The 19,845-nt window shown below is 70.2% G+C and carries 17 protein-coding genes and 1 rRNA gene; 8 read left to right on the top strand and 10 right to left on the bottom strand.

What is annotated here, in order from left to right; translation table 11 throughout:
• Positions 1-354 precede the first annotated feature (354 nt).
• Complete coding sequence (locus BXA11_RS34235) at positions 355-945, bottom strand: TetR/AcrR family transcriptional regulator (protein ID WP_030512003.1); 591 nt, start codon at positions 943-945, stop codon at positions 355-357.
• Positions 946-1,031: 86 nt separating this feature from the next.
• Between BXA11_RS34235 and BXA11_RS34230 the strand changes: the two genes are divergently transcribed.
• Complete coding sequence (locus tag BXA11_RS34230) at positions 1,032-1,655, top strand: hypothetical protein (RefSeq protein ID WP_076441282.1); 624 nt, start codon at positions 1,032-1,034, stop codon at positions 1,653-1,655.
• A gap of 48 nt (positions 1,656-1,703) precedes the next feature.
• On the opposite strand, the gene BXA11_RS34225 is transcribed toward BXA11_RS34230, so the two are convergent.
• The 4 genes from BXA11_RS34225 to BXA11_RS34210 form a co-directional block, all read right to left on the bottom strand.
• Positions 1,704-2,900: an extracellular solute-binding protein gene (locus BXA11_RS34225; RefSeq protein ID WP_083744785.1), complete on the bottom strand. Its 1,197-nt coding sequence runs from the start codon at positions 2,898-2,900 to the stop codon at positions 1,704-1,706.
• A gap of 79 nt (positions 2,901-2,979) precedes the next feature.
• Positions 2,980-4,473 (bottom strand): CoA-acylating methylmalonate-semialdehyde dehydrogenase, encoded by a 1,494-nt coding sequence (locus BXA11_RS34220; protein WP_076441277.1) that lies wholly within the window; start codon positions 4,471-4,473, stop codon positions 2,980-2,982.
• Positions 4,460-5,755 carry an aspartate aminotransferase family protein gene (locus tag BXA11_RS34215; RefSeq protein ID WP_076441275.1) on the bottom strand — a complete coding sequence of 432 codons (1,296 nt, stop codon included), beginning with the start codon at positions 5,753-5,755 and terminating at the stop codon, positions 4,460-4,462. The genes BXA11_RS34220 and BXA11_RS34215 overlap by 14 nt, the downstream gene beginning before the upstream one ends.
• 69 nt (positions 5,756-5,824) lie before the next feature.
• Complete coding sequence (locus BXA11_RS34210) at positions 5,825-7,294, bottom strand: MFS transporter (RefSeq protein ID WP_076441385.1); 1,470 nt, start codon at positions 7,292-7,294, stop codon at positions 5,825-5,827.
• A gap of 83 nt (positions 7,295-7,377) precedes the next feature.
• On the opposite strand from BXA11_RS34210, the gene BXA11_RS34205 reads away from it, so the two are divergent.
• The 4 genes from BXA11_RS34205 to BXA11_RS34190 all read left to right on the top strand — a co-directional run bounded on the left by BXA11_RS34205 (position 7,378) and on the right by BXA11_RS34190 (position 11,816).
• Positions 7,378-8,100 carry a TetR/AcrR family transcriptional regulator C-terminal domain-containing protein gene (locus tag BXA11_RS34205; protein ID WP_076441272.1) on the top strand — a complete coding sequence of 241 codons (723 nt, stop codon included), beginning with the start codon at positions 7,378-7,380 and terminating at the stop codon, positions 8,098-8,100.
• Positions 8,101-8,163: 63 nt separating this feature from the next.
• The gene (locus tag BXA11_RS34200; protein ID WP_076441270.1) at positions 8,164-9,774 is read left to right on the top strand and encodes a PucR family transcriptional regulator; all 1,611 of its coding nucleotides are present in this window, start codon (positions 8,164-8,166) and stop codon (positions 9,772-9,774) included.
• Between the two features lie 236 nt (positions 9,775-10,010).
• The gene (locus tag BXA11_RS34195) at positions 10,011-10,214 is read left to right on the top strand and encodes a hypothetical protein (protein WP_076441269.1); all 204 of its coding nucleotides are present in this window, start codon (positions 10,011-10,013) and stop codon (positions 10,212-10,214) included.
• A 132-nt stretch (positions 10,215-10,346) separates the two neighbouring features.
• The gene (locus BXA11_RS34190; RefSeq protein ID WP_076441267.1) at positions 10,347-11,816 is read left to right on the top strand and encodes a phosphodiester glycosidase family protein; all 1,470 of its coding nucleotides are present in this window, start codon (positions 10,347-10,349) and stop codon (positions 11,814-11,816) included.
• A 42-nt stretch (positions 11,817-11,858) separates the two neighbouring features.
• Here BXA11_RS34190 and BXA11_RS34185 read toward each other — a convergent pair whose 3' ends face one another.
• Positions 11,859-12,749, bottom strand: a complete 891-nt coding sequence (locus BXA11_RS34185) for a phenylalanine 4-monooxygenase (RefSeq protein WP_076441265.1) — start codon at positions 12,747-12,749, stop codon at positions 11,859-11,861.
• A gap of 131 nt (positions 12,750-12,880) precedes the next feature.
• Here BXA11_RS34185 and BXA11_RS34180 point away from each other — a divergent pair, with 131 nt between their 5' ends.
• On the top strand, positions 12,881-13,351 hold the full coding sequence (locus BXA11_RS34180; protein ID WP_076441263.1) for an Lrp/AsnC family transcriptional regulator: 471 nt from the start codon (positions 12,881-12,883) through the stop codon (positions 13,349-13,351).
• Positions 13,352-13,494: 143 nt separating this feature from the next.
• Here the strand turns inward: BXA11_RS34180 and BXA11_RS34175 are convergent, their stop codons facing one another.
• From BXA11_RS34175 to BXA11_RS34165, 3 genes are read right to left on the bottom strand one after another with little or no spacing between them, the layout of a single operon-like run.
• A complete protein-coding gene (locus tag BXA11_RS34175) occupies positions 13,495-14,160 on the bottom strand; it encodes a formylglycine-generating enzyme family protein (protein WP_076441261.1) in 666 nt (221 codons plus the stop codon).
• 4 nt (positions 14,161-14,164) lie between these two features.
• A complete protein-coding gene (locus tag BXA11_RS34170) occupies positions 14,165-15,325 on the bottom strand; it encodes a sensor histidine kinase (RefSeq protein WP_275409788.1) in 1,161 nt (386 codons plus the stop codon).
• Positions 15,326-15,335: 10 nt separating this feature from the next.
• A complete protein-coding gene (locus BXA11_RS34165) occupies positions 15,336-16,031 on the bottom strand; it encodes a response regulator transcription factor (RefSeq protein ID WP_076441259.1) in 696 nt (231 codons plus the stop codon).
• A 102-nt stretch (positions 16,032-16,133) separates the two neighbouring features.
• On the opposite strand from BXA11_RS34165, the gene BXA11_RS34160 reads away from it, so the two are divergent.
• Positions 16,134-16,838 (top strand): ABC transporter ATP-binding protein, encoded by a 705-nt coding sequence (locus tag BXA11_RS34160; protein WP_076441383.1) that lies wholly within the window; start codon positions 16,134-16,136, stop codon positions 16,836-16,838.
• Positions 16,838-19,249, top strand: a complete 2,412-nt coding sequence (locus BXA11_RS34155) for an ABC transporter permease (protein WP_076441257.1) — start codon at positions 16,838-16,840, stop codon at positions 19,247-19,249. Before BXA11_RS34160 ends, BXA11_RS34155 begins: the two co-directional genes overlap by 1 nt.
• Before the next feature lie 346 nt (positions 19,250-19,595).
• Here the strand turns inward: BXA11_RS34155 and rrf are convergent.
• Positions 19,596-19,712, bottom strand: a 5S ribosomal RNA gene (gene rrf / locus BXA11_RS34150).
• Between the last annotated feature and the right edge of the window lie 133 nt (positions 19,713-19,845).

The raw sequence follows: 19,845 nt of genomic DNA, 5'->3' as shown, positions 1-19,845 counted from the left end.
CCTCGTTTTGTGAGCGTTAACATGACGCGGCCGGGGTGGACTCCGCCTCAGGCGGCCAACCGTGACTTCCGGGATGCTGCCGATACCGATGCCGATCGTTTCCTGCTCGGGAAGCTATTCAGCGCAACGATCTCCGTCAATAGACCCGATCAGTGCGCCGTGGAGGACCCTGGGATCGCCGCCGCACAGTGAGCAGAAGCCGCAGTTGAATCGCCAGGTGGGGACGGAATTCACGGTGCGGCGGCTCCGCCGGAAGGCGGAAAACCTGGGATGTAAGGGCTGGAAAGTTTCAGCCGGCACTCGCCTGTCGGCGTGAGGCGCGGTGTGCCGCGACGGAAGGCCCGGTGCGCCTCCTCAGGTCGCCAGATCGTCCAGGTGGGCGGCCAGCACGGCGCTCATGCGCTCCGGAGACATCGACTCCGGCCGGGCCAGGACGTGCACGGTCAGACCGTCGATGAGGGCGTGCAGCCGCGCCGCCTCGAACTCGGCGTCCCGATGGGCCGCGAGCTCCCCCTCCTCGGCGAGCGCTCGGACAGCCAGGGTCGTCGCCTCCCCCACCCCGTCGTCCGCGCGGCGCAACCAGTCGGTGGCGGCCGGGTCGCCCTGGGCGCGCGCGGCCAGCTGCAGCCAGACCTCGGCCTCCGCGCGCCGTTCCGCGTCCATCGGCAGCAGTTCCTCCAGCAGGCGGCGTACGGCGACGCGGACGGGTCCGTCGTAGACGGTGGTCTCGATACGCGCGCGGGCCCGCGCGATCACGTGCTCCATCGCGAAGGCGAGCAGCTCCGCCTGGGTGGAGAAGTAGTGCCGCAGCGCGCTCGGCGACCAGCCCGCCTCCGCCGCGATGCTGCGGACCGTGGCGGCGGCCACGCCGTCCCGGCGCACGACCCGCCACAACGCCTCGGCGATCTCCTCGCGCCGCACCCCGTGGTCCACGATCTTCGGCACAGCTCCTCCAACCACGCGTCCGCGCGCTTTTTATAGCACAATGGGCGAGAAAGGTTTGTAGCACGCCGTGCGAAAAAGGGGGCCGGATGCTGTTCGGACTGATCGTCGTCTGCGAGGTCGCGTTCTGGGTGCTGCTGGGCGCGGGGCTCGCCGTCCGTTATCTCCTGCGCAGGCGGCGGCTCGGCGGCCTGCTGCTGCTCGCCGTCCCCCTGGTCGACCTGGTCCTCCTCGTCGCGAGCGTGGCCGACCTCCGCGACGGCGGGCGGGCGGAGTTCACGCACGGGCTGGCCGCGGCCTACCTGGGCTTCACCGTCGCCTTCGGCCACGACATGGTGCGGTGCGCCGACGTCAGGTTCGCCCACCGCTACGCCGGAGGGCCGCCGCCCGACCGGCGCAGGCGTTACGGCCGGGAACGGGCCCGATACGAATGGCGCGCCTGGGGCAAGGGCATGATCGGCTGGGCCGTCGCCTGCGGCCTGCTGCTGGCCGGCGTCGTGGTCGTCGGCGACTCCGACCGCGCGGCGGCGCTCCTGGAATGGGCCGGTCGCCTGACGTTCGCCATGGTGGTCTGGCTGGTGTTCTGGCCGCTCGCCTGCACCGTCTTCCCCACCCGCGCGCCGCGGGATGCCCAAGCACCCCATGCCCGAGCACCCCATGCCCGCGGGTCCCACCCCGACCGGGTGCCGCACGGCACCGGCGAGCCGAAGTGACCGTAGCCCTCGCCGGATCAGGACACCCGGATCAAGACACTCAAGGGGTCAGGACACGACGCGCGACCAGCGCTCCACCCACTTGTCGTAGTCCTTGGGACGCACCGCGAAGTAGACACCCCGGAACGCCTGGGAGGTGCCGACGCGGTAGTCCGTGCAGATCCGGCGGGCCGCGCCGGTGCACCCCGCCGGGTTGGCCGGGGCAAGCCCCATCCAGGCGGACACCTTGCGCTGCACGTCGGCCGACATCGTGAAGTCGAGCCACTTGTACGCGCACGACGGATGCGGGGCCTCGGCCGACATCATCCACGCGTCGGCCCATCCGGTCACCGGCCGGTCCGTCAGCGCTCTGACCTGCTTGTTCCCGCGCCCGAGCACGTCCAGGTGGTACGGCGTGGCCTGCGCGAGCCGTACGGACCCGGTCGCGAAGCCCTGGACGACCTCGACGGGATCACGCCAGAAGACGCGGCGGCCGTCGTCGCCGGACGTGAACAGCTCGGCGGCGGCGTCGAGCTGGGCGTCGGTGAGGTCGAAGGGGTCCTTGATGTCCTCGCCGACGTCCGTGCCCTGAGCCTTGAGCACCAGCGCGGCGTCGGCCAGCGACAGCGGACGGTCCCGGAGCATCACGGGCCCCTCGTCGGTGAAGAGCGACTCCGGCCCGTCGGGGCTGACCTTGCCGGCGTCGTAGAGGATCTCGTTGGTCGCCCACACGTACGGCACGCCGTAGACCTGCTCGTCCCGGGTGACCGACGGCAGCGTACGCAGCCGCTTGGGGATCTTGTCGTAGCCGTCCAGCAGACCGGTGTTGAGCGGGGCGGCCTTGCCCTCGTCCATCAGCCGGCCGCCCACCTCGGGCGTCGCGGAGATCACGTCGAACGACGACGGCGGGAAGTCGCCCGGCCGCTCCTCCTGGCGCGGGTCGTAGTAGCGCAGGCTGACCTTGCAGCCCGTCTCCTTCTCGAACGTGCCGACCCACTTGACCTTGGGATCGACGCCGCCCCACTCGGCGTACCCGTCGATCGCGACCACGCTGACCGTCCCCTCGCCGCGCCCGACGGACGCGAGCGGGCTGGGCGTGGGGCCGGACGAGGAGGGGGACGACGGGCTGGGGCCCGCGGACGTCGTCGCGGCGGCCGCGACGGCGCCCGGCGTGGCCACCTCGGTCGCGGGCGCGGGCCGGCCGGCGCAGGCGGCGGCGAGCAGTCCCACGGCCGCGACCGTCGCGACCAGGTGTGTACGGCGCACGCACGACCCCCCTGCCCTGACAAAAGACGGACGCCCCGAGCCTACTGGGCCCCGCCGGCTCGGGGCGTCGCCTGCGCCGTCAGGCGTTGGTCGGGAAGCCCAGGTTCACGCCGCCGTGGGAGGGATCGAGCCACCGCGAGGTGACGACCTTGCCCCTGGTGTAGAAGTGGACCCCCTCGGTGCCGTGCACGTGGGTGTCGCCGAACAGCGAGGCCTTCCAGCCGCCGAAGCTGTAGAAGGCCATCGGCACCGGGATCGGCACGTTGACGCCGACCATGCCGACCTCCACCTCGTTCTGGAAGCGCCGGGCGGCGCCGCCGTCGTTGGTGAAGATCGCCGTGCCGTTGCCGTACTCGCCGGTGTTGATCAGCTCCAGGCCCTCCTCGTACGAGCGGACGCGCACGATCGACAGCACCGGGCCGAAGATCTCCTCGCGGTGGACGCGGGAGTTCGGCGGCACGTGGTCGAGGACGGTCGGGCCGAGCCAGAAGCCCTTCTCCCGGCCGCCGCGCACGGGGGTCTCCCTGCCGTCGACCACGAGCTTGGCCCCCTCCTCGACGCCGAGGTCGAGGTAGGACGCCACCTTGTCGCGGTGGGCGGCGGTGACGAGCGGGCCCATCTGCGACTCGGGGTCGTCTCCGGGACCGATCTCGAGCTCTCGCACCCGCGACACGATCTTCTCGACCAGCTCGTCGCCGATCGGGTCGACCGCGAGCACCACGGAGATCGCCATGCACCGCTCCCCCGCCGAGCCGAAGCCCGCCGAGACGGCCGAGTCGGCGACCAGGTCGAGGTCGGCGTCGGGCAGCACGAGCATGTGGTTCTTGGCCCCGCCGAGCGCCTGCACCCGCTTGCCGTGTGCCGTGCCGGTCTCGTACACGTACCGCGCGATCGGCGTGGAGCCGACGAATGACACGGCCCGCACGGACGGGTGCTCCAGCAGCCGGTCCACCGCCGCCTTGTCGCCCTGCACCACGTTGAACACGCCGTCCGGCAGGCCGGCCCGCTGCCACAGCTCGGCGAGGAGCAGGGAGGCGGAGGGGTCACGCTCGGAGGGCTTGAGCACGAACGTGTTCCCGCAGGCGATCGCCACCGGGAACATCCACATCGGCACCATCGCCGGGAAGTTGAACGGCGTGATGCCCGCCACCACGCCGAGCGGCTGGCGGATCGAGTAGGAGTCGACCCGGGTCGAGACGTTCTCCGAATAGCCGCCCTTGAGCAGGTGGGGAATGCCGCAGGCGAACTCCACGACCTCCAGGCCGCGGGCCACCTCCCCCAGCGCGTCGGAGTGCACCTTGCCGTGCTCGGCCGTGATCAGCGCGGCCAGGTCGTCGCGGTGCGCGTCGAGCAGCTCGCGGAACCGGAACAGGACCGCGGCGCGCTTCACCAGCGAGGCGTCACGCCAGGCGGGGTAAGCCCGCGCGGCGGCCTCGACCGCCGCGTCGACCTCCTCGGCCGAGGCCAGCGACACCTGCCCGCTCACCTCGCCGGTCGCCGGGTCGAACACCTCGGCCGTACGGCCGGCGCCCTCGACGATCTCGCCGCCGATCCAGTGGTTAACGTGCTTCATCGTTGACGGCCTCCAGAGCGGTGACGAGGATGCCCAGGCCCTCGCGGGCCTCGTCCTCGGTGAGCGTGAGCGGCGGAGCCATGCGCAGCGTGCTGCCGTACAGCCCGCCCTTGCCCGCGAGCAGGCCGAGCCTCTTGGTCTCCTCCATGAAGCGGGCGGCCAGCGCGGGGGCGGGCGCGCCGGTGGCGGGATCGACCAGCTCGATCGCGAACATCAGTCCCTTGCCCCGCACCTCCCCCACGACGGGCAGCCGCCCGGCGGCCTCGCGCAGCCCGGAGATGATGATCTCGCCGGTGCGCGCCGCGTTGGCCTGCAGGTCGTGGTCGAGCACGTAGTCGAGCGTCGCGTTGGCCGCCGCCATCGAGATCGGATTGCCGCCGAAGGTGGACAGTCCCACGGCGTGCGGGCCGTCCATGAGGTCGCCGCGCGCCACGATCCCGCCGACCGCGAAGCCGTTGCCGAGCCCCTTGGCGAAGGTCATCATGTCGGGCGTCACGCCGTGGTTCTGGATCCCGAAGAACGCCGAGCCCGTACGGCCCCAGCCGGTCTGCACCTCGTCGGAGACGAACAGGATGCCTTCCTCGTCGAGGACCTCCTTGTAGGCGGCGAACAGCCCGTCGGGGGCCATGGTGAAGCCGCCCACGCCCTGGATCGGCTCGGCGATCAGGGCGGCGACGTCCTTGCTGACGGCCGTGGCGAGCACGTGGCGCAGGTCGTCCACGCAGGCCGCGATGTAGTCGGCGTCCGACATGCCGCGAAACTGCGTCAGGTGCCGGTCGGCGCCGTGCAGGAAGTGCACGTTGAGCGGCGACAGCGAGTTGTTCTTCCACGACCGGTTGGAAGTCACGCTGATCGCGCCGAACGACCGGCCGTGGTAGCTCTGCCGCATGGCGAGCACCTGGTCGGACCCGCGGGCGTAGGTGGCCAGCAGCAGGGCCGTCTCGTTGGCCTCGGTGCCGGAGTTGGTGAAGAAGACCTTGGCGTCCGGGATGCCCGACAGGCGGGCGATCTTCTCGGCCAGCTCGACCTGGCTGCGGATGAGGTACAGCGTCGAGGTGTGGACGACGCCGGTGGCGAGCTGGCGCTCGACGGCGTCGCGCACCTCGGGCACGTCGTACCCGATCATGTTGGTGAGGATCCCGGCGAAGAAGTCCAGATAGCTCTTCCCGTTCGCGTCGACGACGCGGTTCCCCTTGCCGCCGACGATTTCGATCGGCTCGTTGTAGTAGAGGGCCATCCAGTTCGGCATGACCGCGCGATGGCGTGCGAGAAGGTCCGACATGCTCCGAGTATCCCGGCTGACGGGCGACCGACTCACCTGTCAGCCTGTATGGGATACCTCGAACGCCAGTTACACAGTGCTGGGCTCTGCGGATTCCTGACCGGGAGCCGGCGCTGCGGCCTTCCGCCGCAGCACCAGCAGCGCGACCAGGGCCGCCGCGAGCGAGCAGCCCGCGCCCACCCACGAGCCGACGGACATCGCCGACACGAACGCCTCGCGCCCGGCGGCGGCCACGGCGGGGTCGCCCAGGGTCACCGCGACGCCGATCGACTCGCGCGCCGCCGGCGGCGCCGACTCCGGCATGGCCGCGGTGTACGCGGCGGCGAGCACGCTGCCGAGGACGGCCACGCTCAGCGCCATGCCGACCTGCTGCACGGTGTCGTTGAGCGCGGAGCCGACCCCGGCGCGCTCGGGCGGCACCGCGCCCATCAGCGTCGCGTACGCCGCGGGACCGGCCAGGCCGCCGCCCACCCCCATGACCATCAGACCGGCGATCAGCGTGCCGTATCCGCCGGTGAGCGTGGACAGCAGGACGAACCCGGCGGCCATGACGACCAGGCCGGAGACGATGAGCACGCGGTTGCTCCCCTTCTTGCCGAGCGACGCGCCCAGGCCGTTGAACACCAACGCCGCCACCACGTAGGGCAGCAGGGCGAACCCGGCCTTCAGCGGGTCGTAGCCGAGGACGAACTGCAGATACTGCGTGATGGCCAGCATGAGCGCGCCCGCGCCGAACGACAGCAGCACGATGGAGAAGCACGCCCCGCTGAACGAGCGGTCCCGGAACAGGCCGAGCGGCAGCATCGAGTGGGGGGTGCGGCGCTCCCACAGCACGAACGCCAGCAGTGCGGCCGCCGAGAGCGCCACCGCGAGAGGGTTGAAGTGCCCGCCGGGCGCCGAGATGACGGCCCAGACCAGCCCGCCCATCCCGGCCGTGGACAGGATCACCCCGAGCGGGTCGGCCCGCCGCGTCTCGCCGTACGTCTCCGGCATGAGCGCGAAGGCCGCGACGATCGCCAGCACCGCGATCGGCACGTTGATCAGGAAGACCGAGCCCCAGTAGTAGTGCTGGAGCAGGAACCCGCCGACCGTCGGGCCGGCGATGACGCCGACCATGGCGACCGAGCTCCACGCGGCGATGGCCTTGCGCCGCTCGCTCTCGTCGAACACGGTGATCAGGATCGACAGGGTCGACGGCATCACGCAGGAGCCGCCGACGCCCATCAGCGCGCGGGCCGCGATGAGCTGCCAGGGCTCGGTGGCGAGCGTGGCCACCACCGAGGCGCCGCCGAAGAACGCCAGGCCGATCACGAGCATGCGCCGCCTGCCGTACCGGTCGGACAGGCTGCCCGCGGTGAGCAGCAGTCCCGCGAAGACCAGGACGTAGGCGTCGATGACCCACTGCACGTCGGACGGCGTGGCGCCGAGGTCGCGCATGAGAGACGGGATGGCCAGGTTCAGGACGGTGTTGTCCACGACCAGGGTCAGCAGGCTCAGGCAGAGGACGCCGAGGATCCACCAGCGTCGGGGATGGGACATGAAGGTCACCTCGAACAGTGTGCGAGTAGTGTCGGACACTGTACGACTCAATCGAACACCGTGCGAGCGAATATTGTGAGGCCGTGTCAGCGAAGCCGTTCTCCTCGGTCTGGACCCGCGCGCGCAAGGGAGGGCGCGAGCAGGGCCTCAGCCGCGACCAGATCGTCCGGGCGGCCGTGGAGCTGCTCGACGCCGAAGGCCTCGACGCGCTCAGCATGCGCAAGCTCGGCGCCCGGCTCGGCGCGGGGGCGACCAGCCTCTACTGGCACGTGGCCAACAAGGACGAGCTGATCGAGCTCGTGATGGACGAGGTCTACTCGGGCGTCGTGGTGCCAGAGGCGGCCGGCTGGCGGGAGGCGGCGAGCGTCTTCGCCTACGCCATGCGCCAGGCGGTCTTCGACCATCCGTGGAGCGCGAGCCTCATCGGCGTGGTCCCCGCGCTCGGGCCGAACGCGCTCACCGCGTCCGACCGGCTGATGGGCGCCTTCGTCCGCGCGGGGTTCGAGGGCATCGACGTGGACTACGCCATGACGGCCGTCGTGTCGTACACGCTGGGCGCCACGATCCCCGAGGTCGCCTTCATCAGCTCGCTGAAGGCGAGCGGCACGAGCATGACGGAGCTGCAGGCCGCGGTGGACCCGATCATGACGAAGCTGGCCTCCGACCGGCCCAACCTGCTGGAGCGCTACCAGTCCTACGCGCAGCAGGACTTCGACCCGCTCGTGGCCCGGCGGCTCGCCTTCGAGTTCGGGCTGATGGCCCTCCTCGACGGTCTCGGCACACGCCTACGGGGAGTGTCCGGTTGAGACCTGCACACTGTCAGCCAGTGGGGGGTCATCCTTACATAATGATCAGGTAGCCTCTGAAACATGCTCCCCACGGTCGCGGACGTGCTCGCACTGGACACCGTCCGGCGCGGCAGCCCCCGGGTGGTGGCGGGCGACGACCGGCTGGACACCCGGGTCCGGTGGGTCCACGTGGGCGAGGTCCACGACATCGCCCACCTGTTACGCGGCGGCGAGCTGGTCCTCACGACCGGGGTGGCGCTGCCGAGCGAGCCAGACAAGCTGGCCGACTACATCGGCGAGCTGGCCGCCGTCGGCGCCTCGGGCCTGATCGTCGAGCTCGGCCGGCGGTTCGTCCGCGAGCTGCCGAGAGCGGTGGTCAAGGCCGCGGAGGAGCACGGGCTGCCGCTGATCACGCTCTCCCGTGAGACGCCCTTCGTCCAGATCACCGAGTCGGTCCACGCGCGCATCATCGACATCCAGCTCCAGGAGCTGCGGGCCTCCGAGCAGCTGCACGAGGTGTTCACCGAGCTGTCGGTCGAGGGCGCGTCCCCGGCCGAGGTCCTCAACCAGGTCGCCCGCTTCTCCGGCCACCCTGTGCTGCTGGAGAACCTCGCCCACCAGGTCCTGGCGTGCGACGCGGCCGGGGGCGACACCGGGAGCTTGCTGGCCAACTGGGAGACCAGGTCGCGCGCGGTCATGCCCTCGGAGCGGACCGCGTACGACGCCGCGGCCGGCTGGCTGGTGACCATGGTCGGCGCCCGCGGCCAGGACTGGGGACGGCTCATCCTGTTGTGCGACGGCCAGCCCAGCCCTCGTGACATCGTGCTCGCCGAACGCGCGGCGACCACGCTCGCGCTGGGCCGCCTGCTGGAGCGACACCAGGAGTCCCTGGAACGGCAGGCGCACGGGACCATACTGACCGGCATCCTCACCCACGCGTACGCCGACCCCGACGAGGCCGCCGCCCGCGCCCGCGCCGTCGGGGTCCCGCTCACCGGCCGCAGGCTCGTCGGCGCCGTCATCCGGCTGACCGCGCCCGCCGGCACCGCGCTGGGCGAGCAGGCCAGGCTGGGCGAGCTCGCCGAGGCCGGCGCCGCCGCCTGCCGCGAGGCCAAGCTGCCCGCCCTGGTCGGGGCGCTGGACCAGAGCCGCGTCGGAGTGCTGCTGCCGCTGCCGCCCCGCATGACCGCCGAGACCGCGCTCGGCGCGCTGGCCGAACGCCTGCGGGCGAACTTCGCCACGCCGTTCGTGCTGGCGGCCGGCTCGGTCGTGGAGTCGATCAAGGACGTACGGCGCGGCTTCCTGGAGGCCGAGCAGGTGGCGGAGGTCGCCGTGCGCCAGCCCGACGGGCGGCCGTTCTACCGCCTGCCCGACCTGCGGCTGCGCGGCCTGCTGCACCTGCTCCGCGACGACGCCCGGCTGCAGACCTTCGCCGAGCGCGAGCTGGGGCCCCTGCTGGCCTACGACGCCCAGCGGCACGGCGACCTGACCAGGATCCTGCGCATCTATCTCGACGCGGGACGCAACAAGGCGGTGGCCGCGCAGAAGGCCCACCTGTCCCGGCCCGCGTTCTACGACCGGCTGCGGCGGCTGGAGCGGGTCCTCGACACCGATCTCGACGACGTCGAGTCGTGCCTGTCGCTGCACGTCGCGCTTCTGGCCCTGGAGACCTTCCGCCGCGAGACCACCTGATCGAGAAGGGCCGTCGTTCCGGCCGGGAGGCCGTCGTCACCGCGCTCGTCGCAGCGGAGACGATGGCCGGAGCAGACGATTTGACCGTTACAGGGTTCGATGGGCGGCTCCTTGCGGAGATGCCGACACCCGGAAGGTAGGTATGTCGTCCCGGGTGTAAGTCCTATCGCACCTGACTACTCTTCGTATACTCGCGCTCACTGCCTGAATCGTGCTTACCTCAAAACGTGCCCACGATGAGCGAACCCAAAATCAGCCCGACGGTCGTGGTTCGGGCTCTGTCCGCACGTTTCCCCAAATGGACCATTTGGTGGGGCGAGGCCACCGCCCACTACTGGGGCATGTCCCGGCGGCGCGACGGGCTGCTCGTCCACATCGAGGCCCGGTCCGCGCAGGAGTTCGTCCAGCGGGCCCGGGAGATCGACTCCGCCACTCCCTGACATTTATGGGCCTATGTCCCCAAGTGCCCGTTTATTGTTGGGAATTTCATGCGCTTTGCCGCGTTTCGCTCGTCTCGGTTGGTGATTGTCGCCACGATGGTCCCGCAAGGATCAGCAATGGGGAGTAATCGCATGAGACGCCGCCTTGTCGTCGGGGCCGCCGTACTGGCCCTGACGACGACCGTCCCTTCGGTTCCGGCCGCCGCCGAGCCCGTCGCCGGGCTGCCGGCGACGAGCTTCCCGCTCGGCGAGCCCGGGATCCCGAAGTCGGCGGCCAAGAGCCTGGCCCCTGGGGTCGGTTACTTCACCCTCCACCACGGCACGCCGCAGGACGGATACACGGTCAGCGTCGTCGTCAAGGGCAAGGACTTCATGTCGGAGGCCAACGCGCAGGCCCAGGCGACGGCCGTACAGATGGCCGGCCTCGAACCCGTCATCGTGAAGTTCACCCGGCCCGCCGTCGCGGACCACCCCGCCGGCGACTACTTCATGGTGCGGGTGGGCAGCTGGCCGCTCGACCGGAAGGCCGAGGCCGCCGAGGTCGTCAAGCAGCTCAAGGACGCCGGGGTGAGCGCGAAGGTCGACTTCCAGGGCGACGACGGCTTCGTCACCACCGGCCCGTGGAGCGTGCGGGTCATCGTCGTCGACCCGCGCACGTTCCGCGGCTCCTACCGGGCGTCCCTGGGTACGAGCGTCGCCACTCGGGAGAAGGTCTCGGCCATGGCCTCCGCCGCCAAGGCGCTCGCCGCCGTGAACGGCGGCTTCTTCGACATCCACACGCTGCCGGCCTTCCGCGGCGACCCCACCGGCATCTCCGTCGTCGGCGGCAAGCTGCTCAGCGAGGCCGTCGCCGGCCGCGTGGGCCTGGTCCTGCGGGGCCGTACGGCCCGCGTCACCGAGCTGTCGTCCTCGGTCGCCGCCCGGGCCGCAGACGGGGCCACGGCCGAGGTGACCGGCCTCAACCGCGTGCCGAAGCCGGACGAGCTGGTCATGTACACCGAGGAACTCGGACGGGACACCCCGCAGGACGACGGGACCGAGGTGGTCCTCGACGCCGCCGGCAGGGTGACCGCCGTCCGCGGGTCCGGCGGTCCCGTGAAGCCCGGCACCCGTGTGCTGCACGGCGTCGGAGCCGCCGCCGGCTGGCTGGCGCAGCACGCGGGCGAAGGCACGACCATCACGGTCACGACCCGGGTCACCGACCTGCGAACGAACAAGGCGATCCCGCTGACCCCGGAGACCAACATCATCGGCGGCGCGATCGGCCTGGTCCGGAACGGCAGGACCTCCATCACCGCGGCGCGGGACGGCATGGCCAACACCAACATGATCCTGCGGCGCCACCCGCGCACGCTCGCGGGCGTCACCCGCGACGGCAAGCTCCTCATCGCGGTCGTCGACGGCCGCGCGCCGGGCAGCACGATCGGCGCCTCGTTCTTCGAGGCCGCCGAGCTCATGCGCTGGCTCGGCGCACGCGACGCGATCAACCTGGACGGCGGCGGGTCTACCACCATGGTCATCGGCAAGAAGGTGGTCAACCGTCCGTCCGACGGCGCGGAGCGGGGAGTCGGCGACGCCCTGCTGATCGTCGGCGCGCGCTGAACCTGCTTCCGGGCCTGCTGCCGGGTCTGCTCGGGGGCCTGCTCACGCCGAGGACGTAGCGAGCAGACGGGCGATCGTGTCGTCGTCGCAGGTGTCCCAGAACGTCCCGACCGTGTCTTCGAGGTGGTCGAACGAGGCCGCCTCGAAGAGCACCTCCTGGTATTTCGTGATGTCGTAGTGGGTGGTCCCCATCGCGGCGAGGTCGAGCGGGCGGATGTCCATCCCGCGGAACTCCTCGATCTCGCCGTACGAGCTGAGGATCCCCGCGCCGTACGCCCTGAGTTCGCCGTCCTCCCGCATGACGCCGAACTCCATGGTGAACCAGAACACCTTGGACACGAACTCCAGCGCCTCGTCGGTCTCCATCCGGCGCGCCGCCCGGCCCGCCGCCCGGTACAGCGCGGCGAAGCGGGGCGAGGCCAGGGTGTTCGCGTGCCCGATCACCTCATGGATGACGTCCGGCTCGGGGGTGTAGAAGGGCACGGAATGATGCCGGATGTACTGGGTGGAGTGGAACAGGCCGTCCGCCAGGACGCCGTAGAACTCACGGAGCGGAACCAGCCCGGCCGCCGGCAGGTAGCGGAACCCGGTCAGCGGTTCAAGGAGGTCGCCGACCTCCTGGAGTTGCGGAATGCGGTCCTCCGGCAGGCCGAGCCGCTTGGCCGCGTCGAGGAACTCGCGCACCGCGTACTTCTGGTGCTTGACCGCCAGCTCCTTGGTGACGAGCGCCCACACGTGGTGCTCCTCGTCGGTGTACTCGGCCATGGGGATGGGATCACCGGGGGTGTGACCGAGCGCCAGCGCCGCGATCGCGTTGCGCCGCTGGCGATAGACGGCGTCCGCGAAACCGGGGTGGCTCGTGGCCAACTCGACGACGACGGACCCGTCATCCTTCGTCGCCACCGGGGCGAAATACTGCGCTTCTTCGAACATACTCCCATAGGACAGCAAGTAATCGTTTGGCTGGCAAGAGTGACCAGTTGAGGTGTGCGAAACGCTCAAAACGGCGCGTTCGGGGTGGGTAGCACTGGTCGATCCGCTCAGTCGAGGCGTACCCTCGGCGCATGCTCGACGCGCTCGACAGCCGCCTGCTGACCACCATGCGGGCCCACCCCCGAATCGGGCTCACCGAACTGGCCCGCCTCCTCGGCGTGGCCCGCGGCACCGTGCAGGCGCGGCTCGACAAGCTCACCGCGCGCGGCGTCATCAGCGACTTCGGCCCGACGATCGCGACGGAGCAGATCGGCTACCCGATCCTCGCCTTCGCGTCCCTGCAGATCGCCCAGGGCCGGCTGACCGAGGCCGTGCAGTGGCTGACCGACGTCCCGGAGATCCTCGAGGTGTACGGCACCAGCGGCCAGGCCGACCTGCTGTGCCGTGTGGCCGCGCGCAGCACCCCGCACCTTCAGGAGATCATCGCCCGGATCCTCGCCTCACCCGCCATCCAGCGGACCGACACCACGATCGCCCTGTCGACCCAGATCCCCTTCCGCATCGAGCCCCTGCTGAAGGCCGCGGTCACGCCGCCGGCATAACGGCCACGCTCCGGCGGAGCGCAGCGAGACGGAGCAGATTCGGACTGAGCCGGTTCAGACAGAGCCGGTTCAGACAGAGCCGGTTCAGACAGAGCCGGTTCAGACAGAGCCGGTTCAGACAGAGTCAGCTCAGACAGAGCGGTTCAGACAGATGGGCTTCGGACCGATCGGGCGAGGCGGAAGCCGAGGTCGTCGATGCGGAACGTCGGGTGGCTCTTGCGGCGGCACGACGCCCGGCATCCCCGGGGCAGGTCATGCGCTCCTCCCCCGCGGAACACGCGGTAGGGGCCGTACACCGTGGCGTCGTAGACGTCCCAGCACCACTCCCACACATTTCCGATCATGTCGTACAGGCCCCACGCGTTCGGCTCCTTGGACCCGACGTCGTGCACCCGCCCGTCCGAGTTCTCCCGATACCAGGCGATCTCGTCAAGCTCCCCGTACCGCACGCCGGTCGTCCCGGCCCGGCACCCGTACTCCCACTCCGCCTCGGACGGCAGCCGGTAGCCGTCGGCATCCCAGTCGCAGATCACGTCCTGGGCGTTGGCGTCTCCCCCGATCGAGTAGCACGGAGTCAGCCCCGCCGTCTCCGAGAGGAGGTTGCAGAACCGAACGGCGTCGTTCCACGAGACCTCGGTCACCGGCGTCAGCGGCTCCCCTGAGTTCGACGGAGTCTCGTTAGTGATGCATCGATACAGCTCGGCGGTCACCGGATATGGCGCGAGCAGGAATTCCTCGACCTCCGCCACCCGGTTCGTCTGTGTCCCCTCGTCCCGAAGGAGAATCCTCCCTGCGGGGACCCGGACCATTCGCTCAGCGGTCACCTCGGGCGGCGTCGATCCACGGCTCACCGTCAGGTCCTATCCCCCGCTGCTGACCGGTGTCAATTCGCGTGCCTGACTGTTCGCCCGCCTTCGATGGTGGTGCGGGCAGCTCGACGACGACACGGAGTCCGCCCGCGGGGCGGGGGACGACGGTGAGGAATCCGCCGTGTACCTGGGTGATCCTCTTGACGATCGCCAGGCCGAGACCGACGCCTGTGTGGTCGTCGCGTACTCTTCCGGTGCCCCGCTGGAACGGTTCGGTGAGCGTCGAGACCAACTCTGGAGACAGTCTCTCGCCGCTGTTTTCGACGGTGAGCACCGCGGTCTCGGGGCGGACGCTGGTCGTGACCCGCACGCTGCCCCGTTCGGGCAGGTTGTGCACGATCGCATTGTGCAGGAGATTCGTCGTCATCTGCAGCAGGAGCGCATGCGATCCGCCGACCATGGTGATCTCACCGGAGGTCTCGATCGTGACACCGCGCTTCTCGGCGAGCGGGAGCAGTGTCTCGGCGGCCTCTTCCCCGAGCAGGGACAGGTCGACGGGTTCTCGGGCGACGGACTCCTGGTGAGGGCGGCTGAGCAGGAGTAGCGCCTCCGTGAGGGCGATCGCTCGAGCGTTGACAGCGTGAAGGCGGCCGACGAGTTCGCCGTGATCGTGTGCCGGATCGCTGCGGGCCACGTCGAGAAGTGACTGCGAGATCGCCAGCGGGGTGCGCAATTCGTGCGAGGCGTTGGCCGCGAATCTCTGTTGCTCGGCGACATGTGCTTCGAGCCGCGCGAGCATGGCGTCGAAGGCGTCGGCGAGTTCGCGGAACTCGTCCCCGCGGCCTTCCAAGTGGATGCGGTGGGAGAGCGACCCGCTCGCGGCCACGCGTGTCGCGTCCGTGATGCGGGTCAGCGGAGCGAGCATGCGGCCGGCGAGAATCCACCCTCCCACGAGGCCGAACACCAGCAGGAAGACCAACACGACGGCCGCGGCCGGCGCGAAGGTGACCAGGAGGAGGTACCGGTTGGGTGTTACGCCGAGAAGGCCGGGCCAACCGTCGGGTACGTAGCGCAGCAGGAACATCCACACGGCAGTGAGCAGCAAGGCGCCGGCAAGCATGAGGAACCCGGCGTAGCTGAGGGTGAGTTTGATGCGAACGGTCAACCCAGGCGCCCTATCCACGGACCCGTTCCTCACGCCCGGCGTCGGGTTTCGTGTGGATGCGGTAGCCGACGCCGGGCACGGTGGCGATGATCCCGGGTTCGCCGAGCCGTTTACGCAGTGCCGAGACAGTGATGCGGACGGCGTTCGTGAAAGGGTCGGCGTTCTCGTCCCATGCCCGCTCCAAGAGTTCTTCGGCGCTGACGACGCCGCCGTCGGCGGCCACGAGGACTTCGAGCACGGCGAACTGTTTCCGGGTGAGTGCGACGAAGCGGCCGTCGCGGAAGACCTCACGGCGGAACGGATCCAGACGCAGGCCTGCCATCTCGCGTACGGGTGGTCTGTTGTGGGCACGCCTGCGGTCGAGTGCTCTGAGACGGAGCACGAGTTCTTTGAGTGCGAAGGGCTTCGTGAGGTAGTCGTCGGCGCCGAGCCCGAACCCGGAGGCCTTGTCGTCGAGCCGGTCGGCAGCGGTGAGCATGAGGATGGGCATGCCGCTGCCGGAGGCGACGATGCGCTTGGCTATCTCGTCCCCGGAGGGGCCGGGGACATCGCGGTCGAGGACGGCGATGTCGTAGGCGTTGACGGTCAGCAGTTCGAGAGCGGTGTCGCCGTCACCGGCGATGTCGGCGGCGATCGCTTCCAGGCGCAGGCCGTCGCGGACGGCTTCTGCCAGGTAGGGCTCGTCCTCGACGATCAACACACGCATACTCTCGAGCCTACGAGCCGGAACATATCCTCGGCATATCGAAAACCGCATACGCGCCGGCAACCCCACGATGCCTTGACTGCAGGCATGACCTACAGCCCCATGACGGCCACCAGCGGGCAAGCCACTCAGGGCACCGTGGCCGCCAGCGCGCGGAACCTGACCAAGACCTACGGCCAAGGCGACGCCGAGGTGCATGCCCTGAGGGGCACCGACCTCGACCTCCCGCGAGGCAGGTTCATCGCGATCATGGGGCCGAGCGGGTCGGGCAAGTCCACGCTGATGCACTGCCTGGCCGGACTAGACCAGCCCAGCGGTGGCACCGTCACCGTGGCCGGCACCGACCTCGGATCTCTCGACGACGACGCGCTCACGGTCTTCCGCCGCGAGCACATCGGCTTCGTGTTCCAGTCGTTCAACCTGCTGCCGATGCTCACCGCGGGCGAGAACGTCATGCTCCCGCTCGAACTGGGCGGTCGCCGGGTCGACGACGCGGCACGGGAGCGCGCGGACATGCTCGCCGACATCCTCGGCGTGGCCGGCAGGCTCGGCCACCGGCCCGCGGAGCTGTCCGGCGGTCAGCAGCAGCGGGTCGCGATCGCCAGGGCGCTGATCACCCAGCCGGACCTGCTGTTCGCCGACGAGCCCACCGGAAACCTGGACAGCACCACGTCGGCGGAGGTGCTGGATCACCTGCGCCGGTCGGCGCGCGAGCTCGGCCAGACCGTCGTGATGGTCACGCACGAGCGGGACGCGGCGGCGTACGCCGACTACGTGGTCACCATGCAGGACGGGCGGATTGTCTGATGCATACCGTCTTCCTCGCGTCGCTGCGCACCCACATCCGCAGGTACGTGGCAGCGGCCGTCGCGGTCGCCGTCGCGGTCGCCTTCGTCGTCGTGGTCGGCGTGCTCACGTCCGGGGCACACAGCGGACTCATGGACGGCCTGGGGGCGCCGTACCGCAATGCCGACCACGTGGTCTCGGCGGCGGGGTGGCCGTCAAACGAGCTGGACCCGAAGACCGCGATCGCCTACGCCGAGCAACACGATGAGAACGCGGCCGCGACAGGCCGGGCGACGCTGCCGGCGCGCGCGAACGGCCGGCGGCTCTCCGAGACGACCGTCGGGCCGATCGCCACCTCGGAGGAATGGCGCTGGCAGAAGCGCAGCTCGGGCCGCTTCCCGGCAGCGATGGGCGAGGCGGTGGCGGACGTGTATTTCGCGCTGGCCGAGAATGTCGAGGTCGGCGACCGGGTTCGGATCGGCGAGGGCGCCGCCGCTCGCGACGTACGAGTGGTCGGTCTCGTGGAGTCGCCCTCGCCTCCGGCCCAGGCCTCGATGTACGTCACCTGGACGCAGCTGCTGCAGTGGCGCGACCAACTCCACGTGAGCGCGGTGGCGGTGCGCGGGGAGGTGGGCCGGCTCCCGGAAGGCGCCAAGGCGCAGTCGCCGGACGGGTTCGCCGCGGAGCGGCTGACCTATGTCCAGAACAGGGTGGACAGCCTGTCGGTGATGCTGCTGTTGTCCGCCGGCATCGCGATCTTCGTCTCGGTCCTGGTCATCGCGAACACGTTCTCCATCCTGTTCGCCCAACGCCTCCGCGACTTCGCACTGCTGCGCTGCATCGGCTCGACCCGGCGGCAGGTGGTGCGTTCGGTACGCCGCGAGGCGGCCGTCGTCGGGGTGCTCGCGTCGCTGGCCGGGACACTGATCGGTATCGGTCTCGGGTACGGCCTGGTCGCCCTGATCAACGCCTTCACGCCCGCCATTCCGATGGGCGCCGCCGCACTGCCCACGCCCTGGCTGCTCGGGGGGTTCGCCATCGGCCTAGTGGTCACCATGGTCGCGTCCTGGTTGCCGACCCGGCGGGTGGTGCGGGTGAGCCCTCTGGCGGCGCTGCGCCCAGATGCCCCGGTCGACGTGCGGACGGCCACCGGCCTGGTGCGGCCGGCACTCGCCGCGATCCTCCTGGTCGTCGGGCTGGTCCTGCTCGGGGTGGCGATGGCCCGGGGCAGTACGCCGGTCATGGTGGCAGGCGGCGGAGCGGTGTTCGCCGGCGTGCTCATCTTCGGACCGGTGCTCGTTCCCCGCCTGGTTCGGATCATCGGCGCGTTGCTCGGCCCCGCCGGGACGCTGGCGACCAAGAACGCCGTGCGCAATCCGCGGCGGACCGCTACCACCACTGCCTCCCTGCTGGTCGGCATCACCCTGACGACCGCCGTGCTCACCGGGATGGCCACGTGGCGTTCGTCGATGGACGAGCAGATCGGCAGGGACCACCCCGTCGATGTCGCTCTCACCTCGCCTAAGGAGCCGGTCACCACCGACCTCCTCGAACGCGTGCGTCACACTCCCGGTGTGGACCAGGCCATTGCCGTCGACGGCGCCGTGGCCCGAGTGGCCGGACTCGACAACCCGATCCCGGTCGTCGCCGCACCGGCCGCGGCGCAGGTGGCCCGCGACGGCGGGGCGTTCGCCCGGGTCGGACCGGGAAAGATCAGAATCGACTCCGAGGCCTTCGGCAAGAACCTGAGTCTCCGAGCCGGCGACCCGGTCACCGTGCGCGTCGGCGACCGGCGAGCCCGGTTACAGGTCGCCGTCGGCACCGGCTGGGGCCCAGCCGGCGTGGTCGCGCCCGAGACGCTGGCGACGCTCACCGACGCCGCCGAACCTCGTGTCATCTGGATCCGCGCCTCCTCCGGAGCCGACCCGGCTCGGCTCGGTGTCGCCCTGGACGAGTTGGCGGATCCGGTCGGCGCGACCACCGAGAACGGGTTGCGGACCTGGCAGTCGCTGGACCAGCAGCTGGGAATCTACACCTGGTCGGCGCTCGGCCTGCTCGGCATCGCCGTCCTGATCGCCCTGATCGGGATCGCCAACACCCTGGGGCTCTCCGTGCTCGAACGCGCCCGCGAACACGCGATGCTGCGCGCACTCGGGCTCACCCGCAGACAGCTACGGCGGATGCTGGCGACCGAGGCGGTGCTGCTGTCAGTGGCGGCCACCCTGCTCGGCACCGTTATCGGCGTCGGGTTCGCCTGGGTCGGCTACGAGACGATCGTGAAGCGGGCTCTCAGCGACGCCACCATGCACGTCCCGTGGTTGTCCCTCGGCATCGTCGTCCTTGTCGCCGCCCTTGCCGGACTCCTCGCCGCTGTCCTCCCGGCGCGCCGAGCCGCCCGGGTGACTCCAGCCGCAGGGCTGTCCCTGCCTTGATGACCTCGTCAAGCGTCTGCCCGGTGGTTGAGGTCGGGTGGGTCGGGACGTCACTACGCCCGCCGGAAGCTCCGGTCCTCCCGCACCGCATTCCCCATGGCGTCCCGGAACACCTCAACACACCTCAGCAACGCCGCCGACACCCCGCAAAACGGGCCCTGGACATGCGAAAGCCCCGGCCAACCATGACCGGGGCACCACCCACCACACCCGCAACCAGCCGCGGGGGAAAACAAACACACCCGCCGGCGAAACACCCACCACGGGAACCCGGAAGAAGGAAACACCCCCCGGAAATGCGGAAGGGCCACCCCAACCAGGATGGCCCTCCCACATACCAAAGATTGTCCGGCGGCGTCCTACTCTCCCACACCGTCCCCGGTGCAGTACCATCGGCGCTGGCAGGCTTAACTTCCGGGTTCGGAATGTAACCGGGTGTTTCCCTACCGCCATAACCGCCGTAACCCCACGAAACACACAACCACAAGGGTTGCTGTCTCTGAGATCACATAGTGAACGCGAGCATAATATGGTCAAGTCCTCGGCCTATTAGTACCGGTCAGCTCCACACATTACTGCGCTTCCACTTCCGGCCT

Source organism: Microbispora rosea, assembly GCF_900156315.1.
Taxonomy (GTDB): Bacteria; Actinomycetota; Actinomycetes; order Streptosporangiales; family Streptosporangiaceae; genus Microbispora; species Microbispora rosea.
This window is presented reverse-complemented; position numbering and strand designations above follow the sequence as displayed.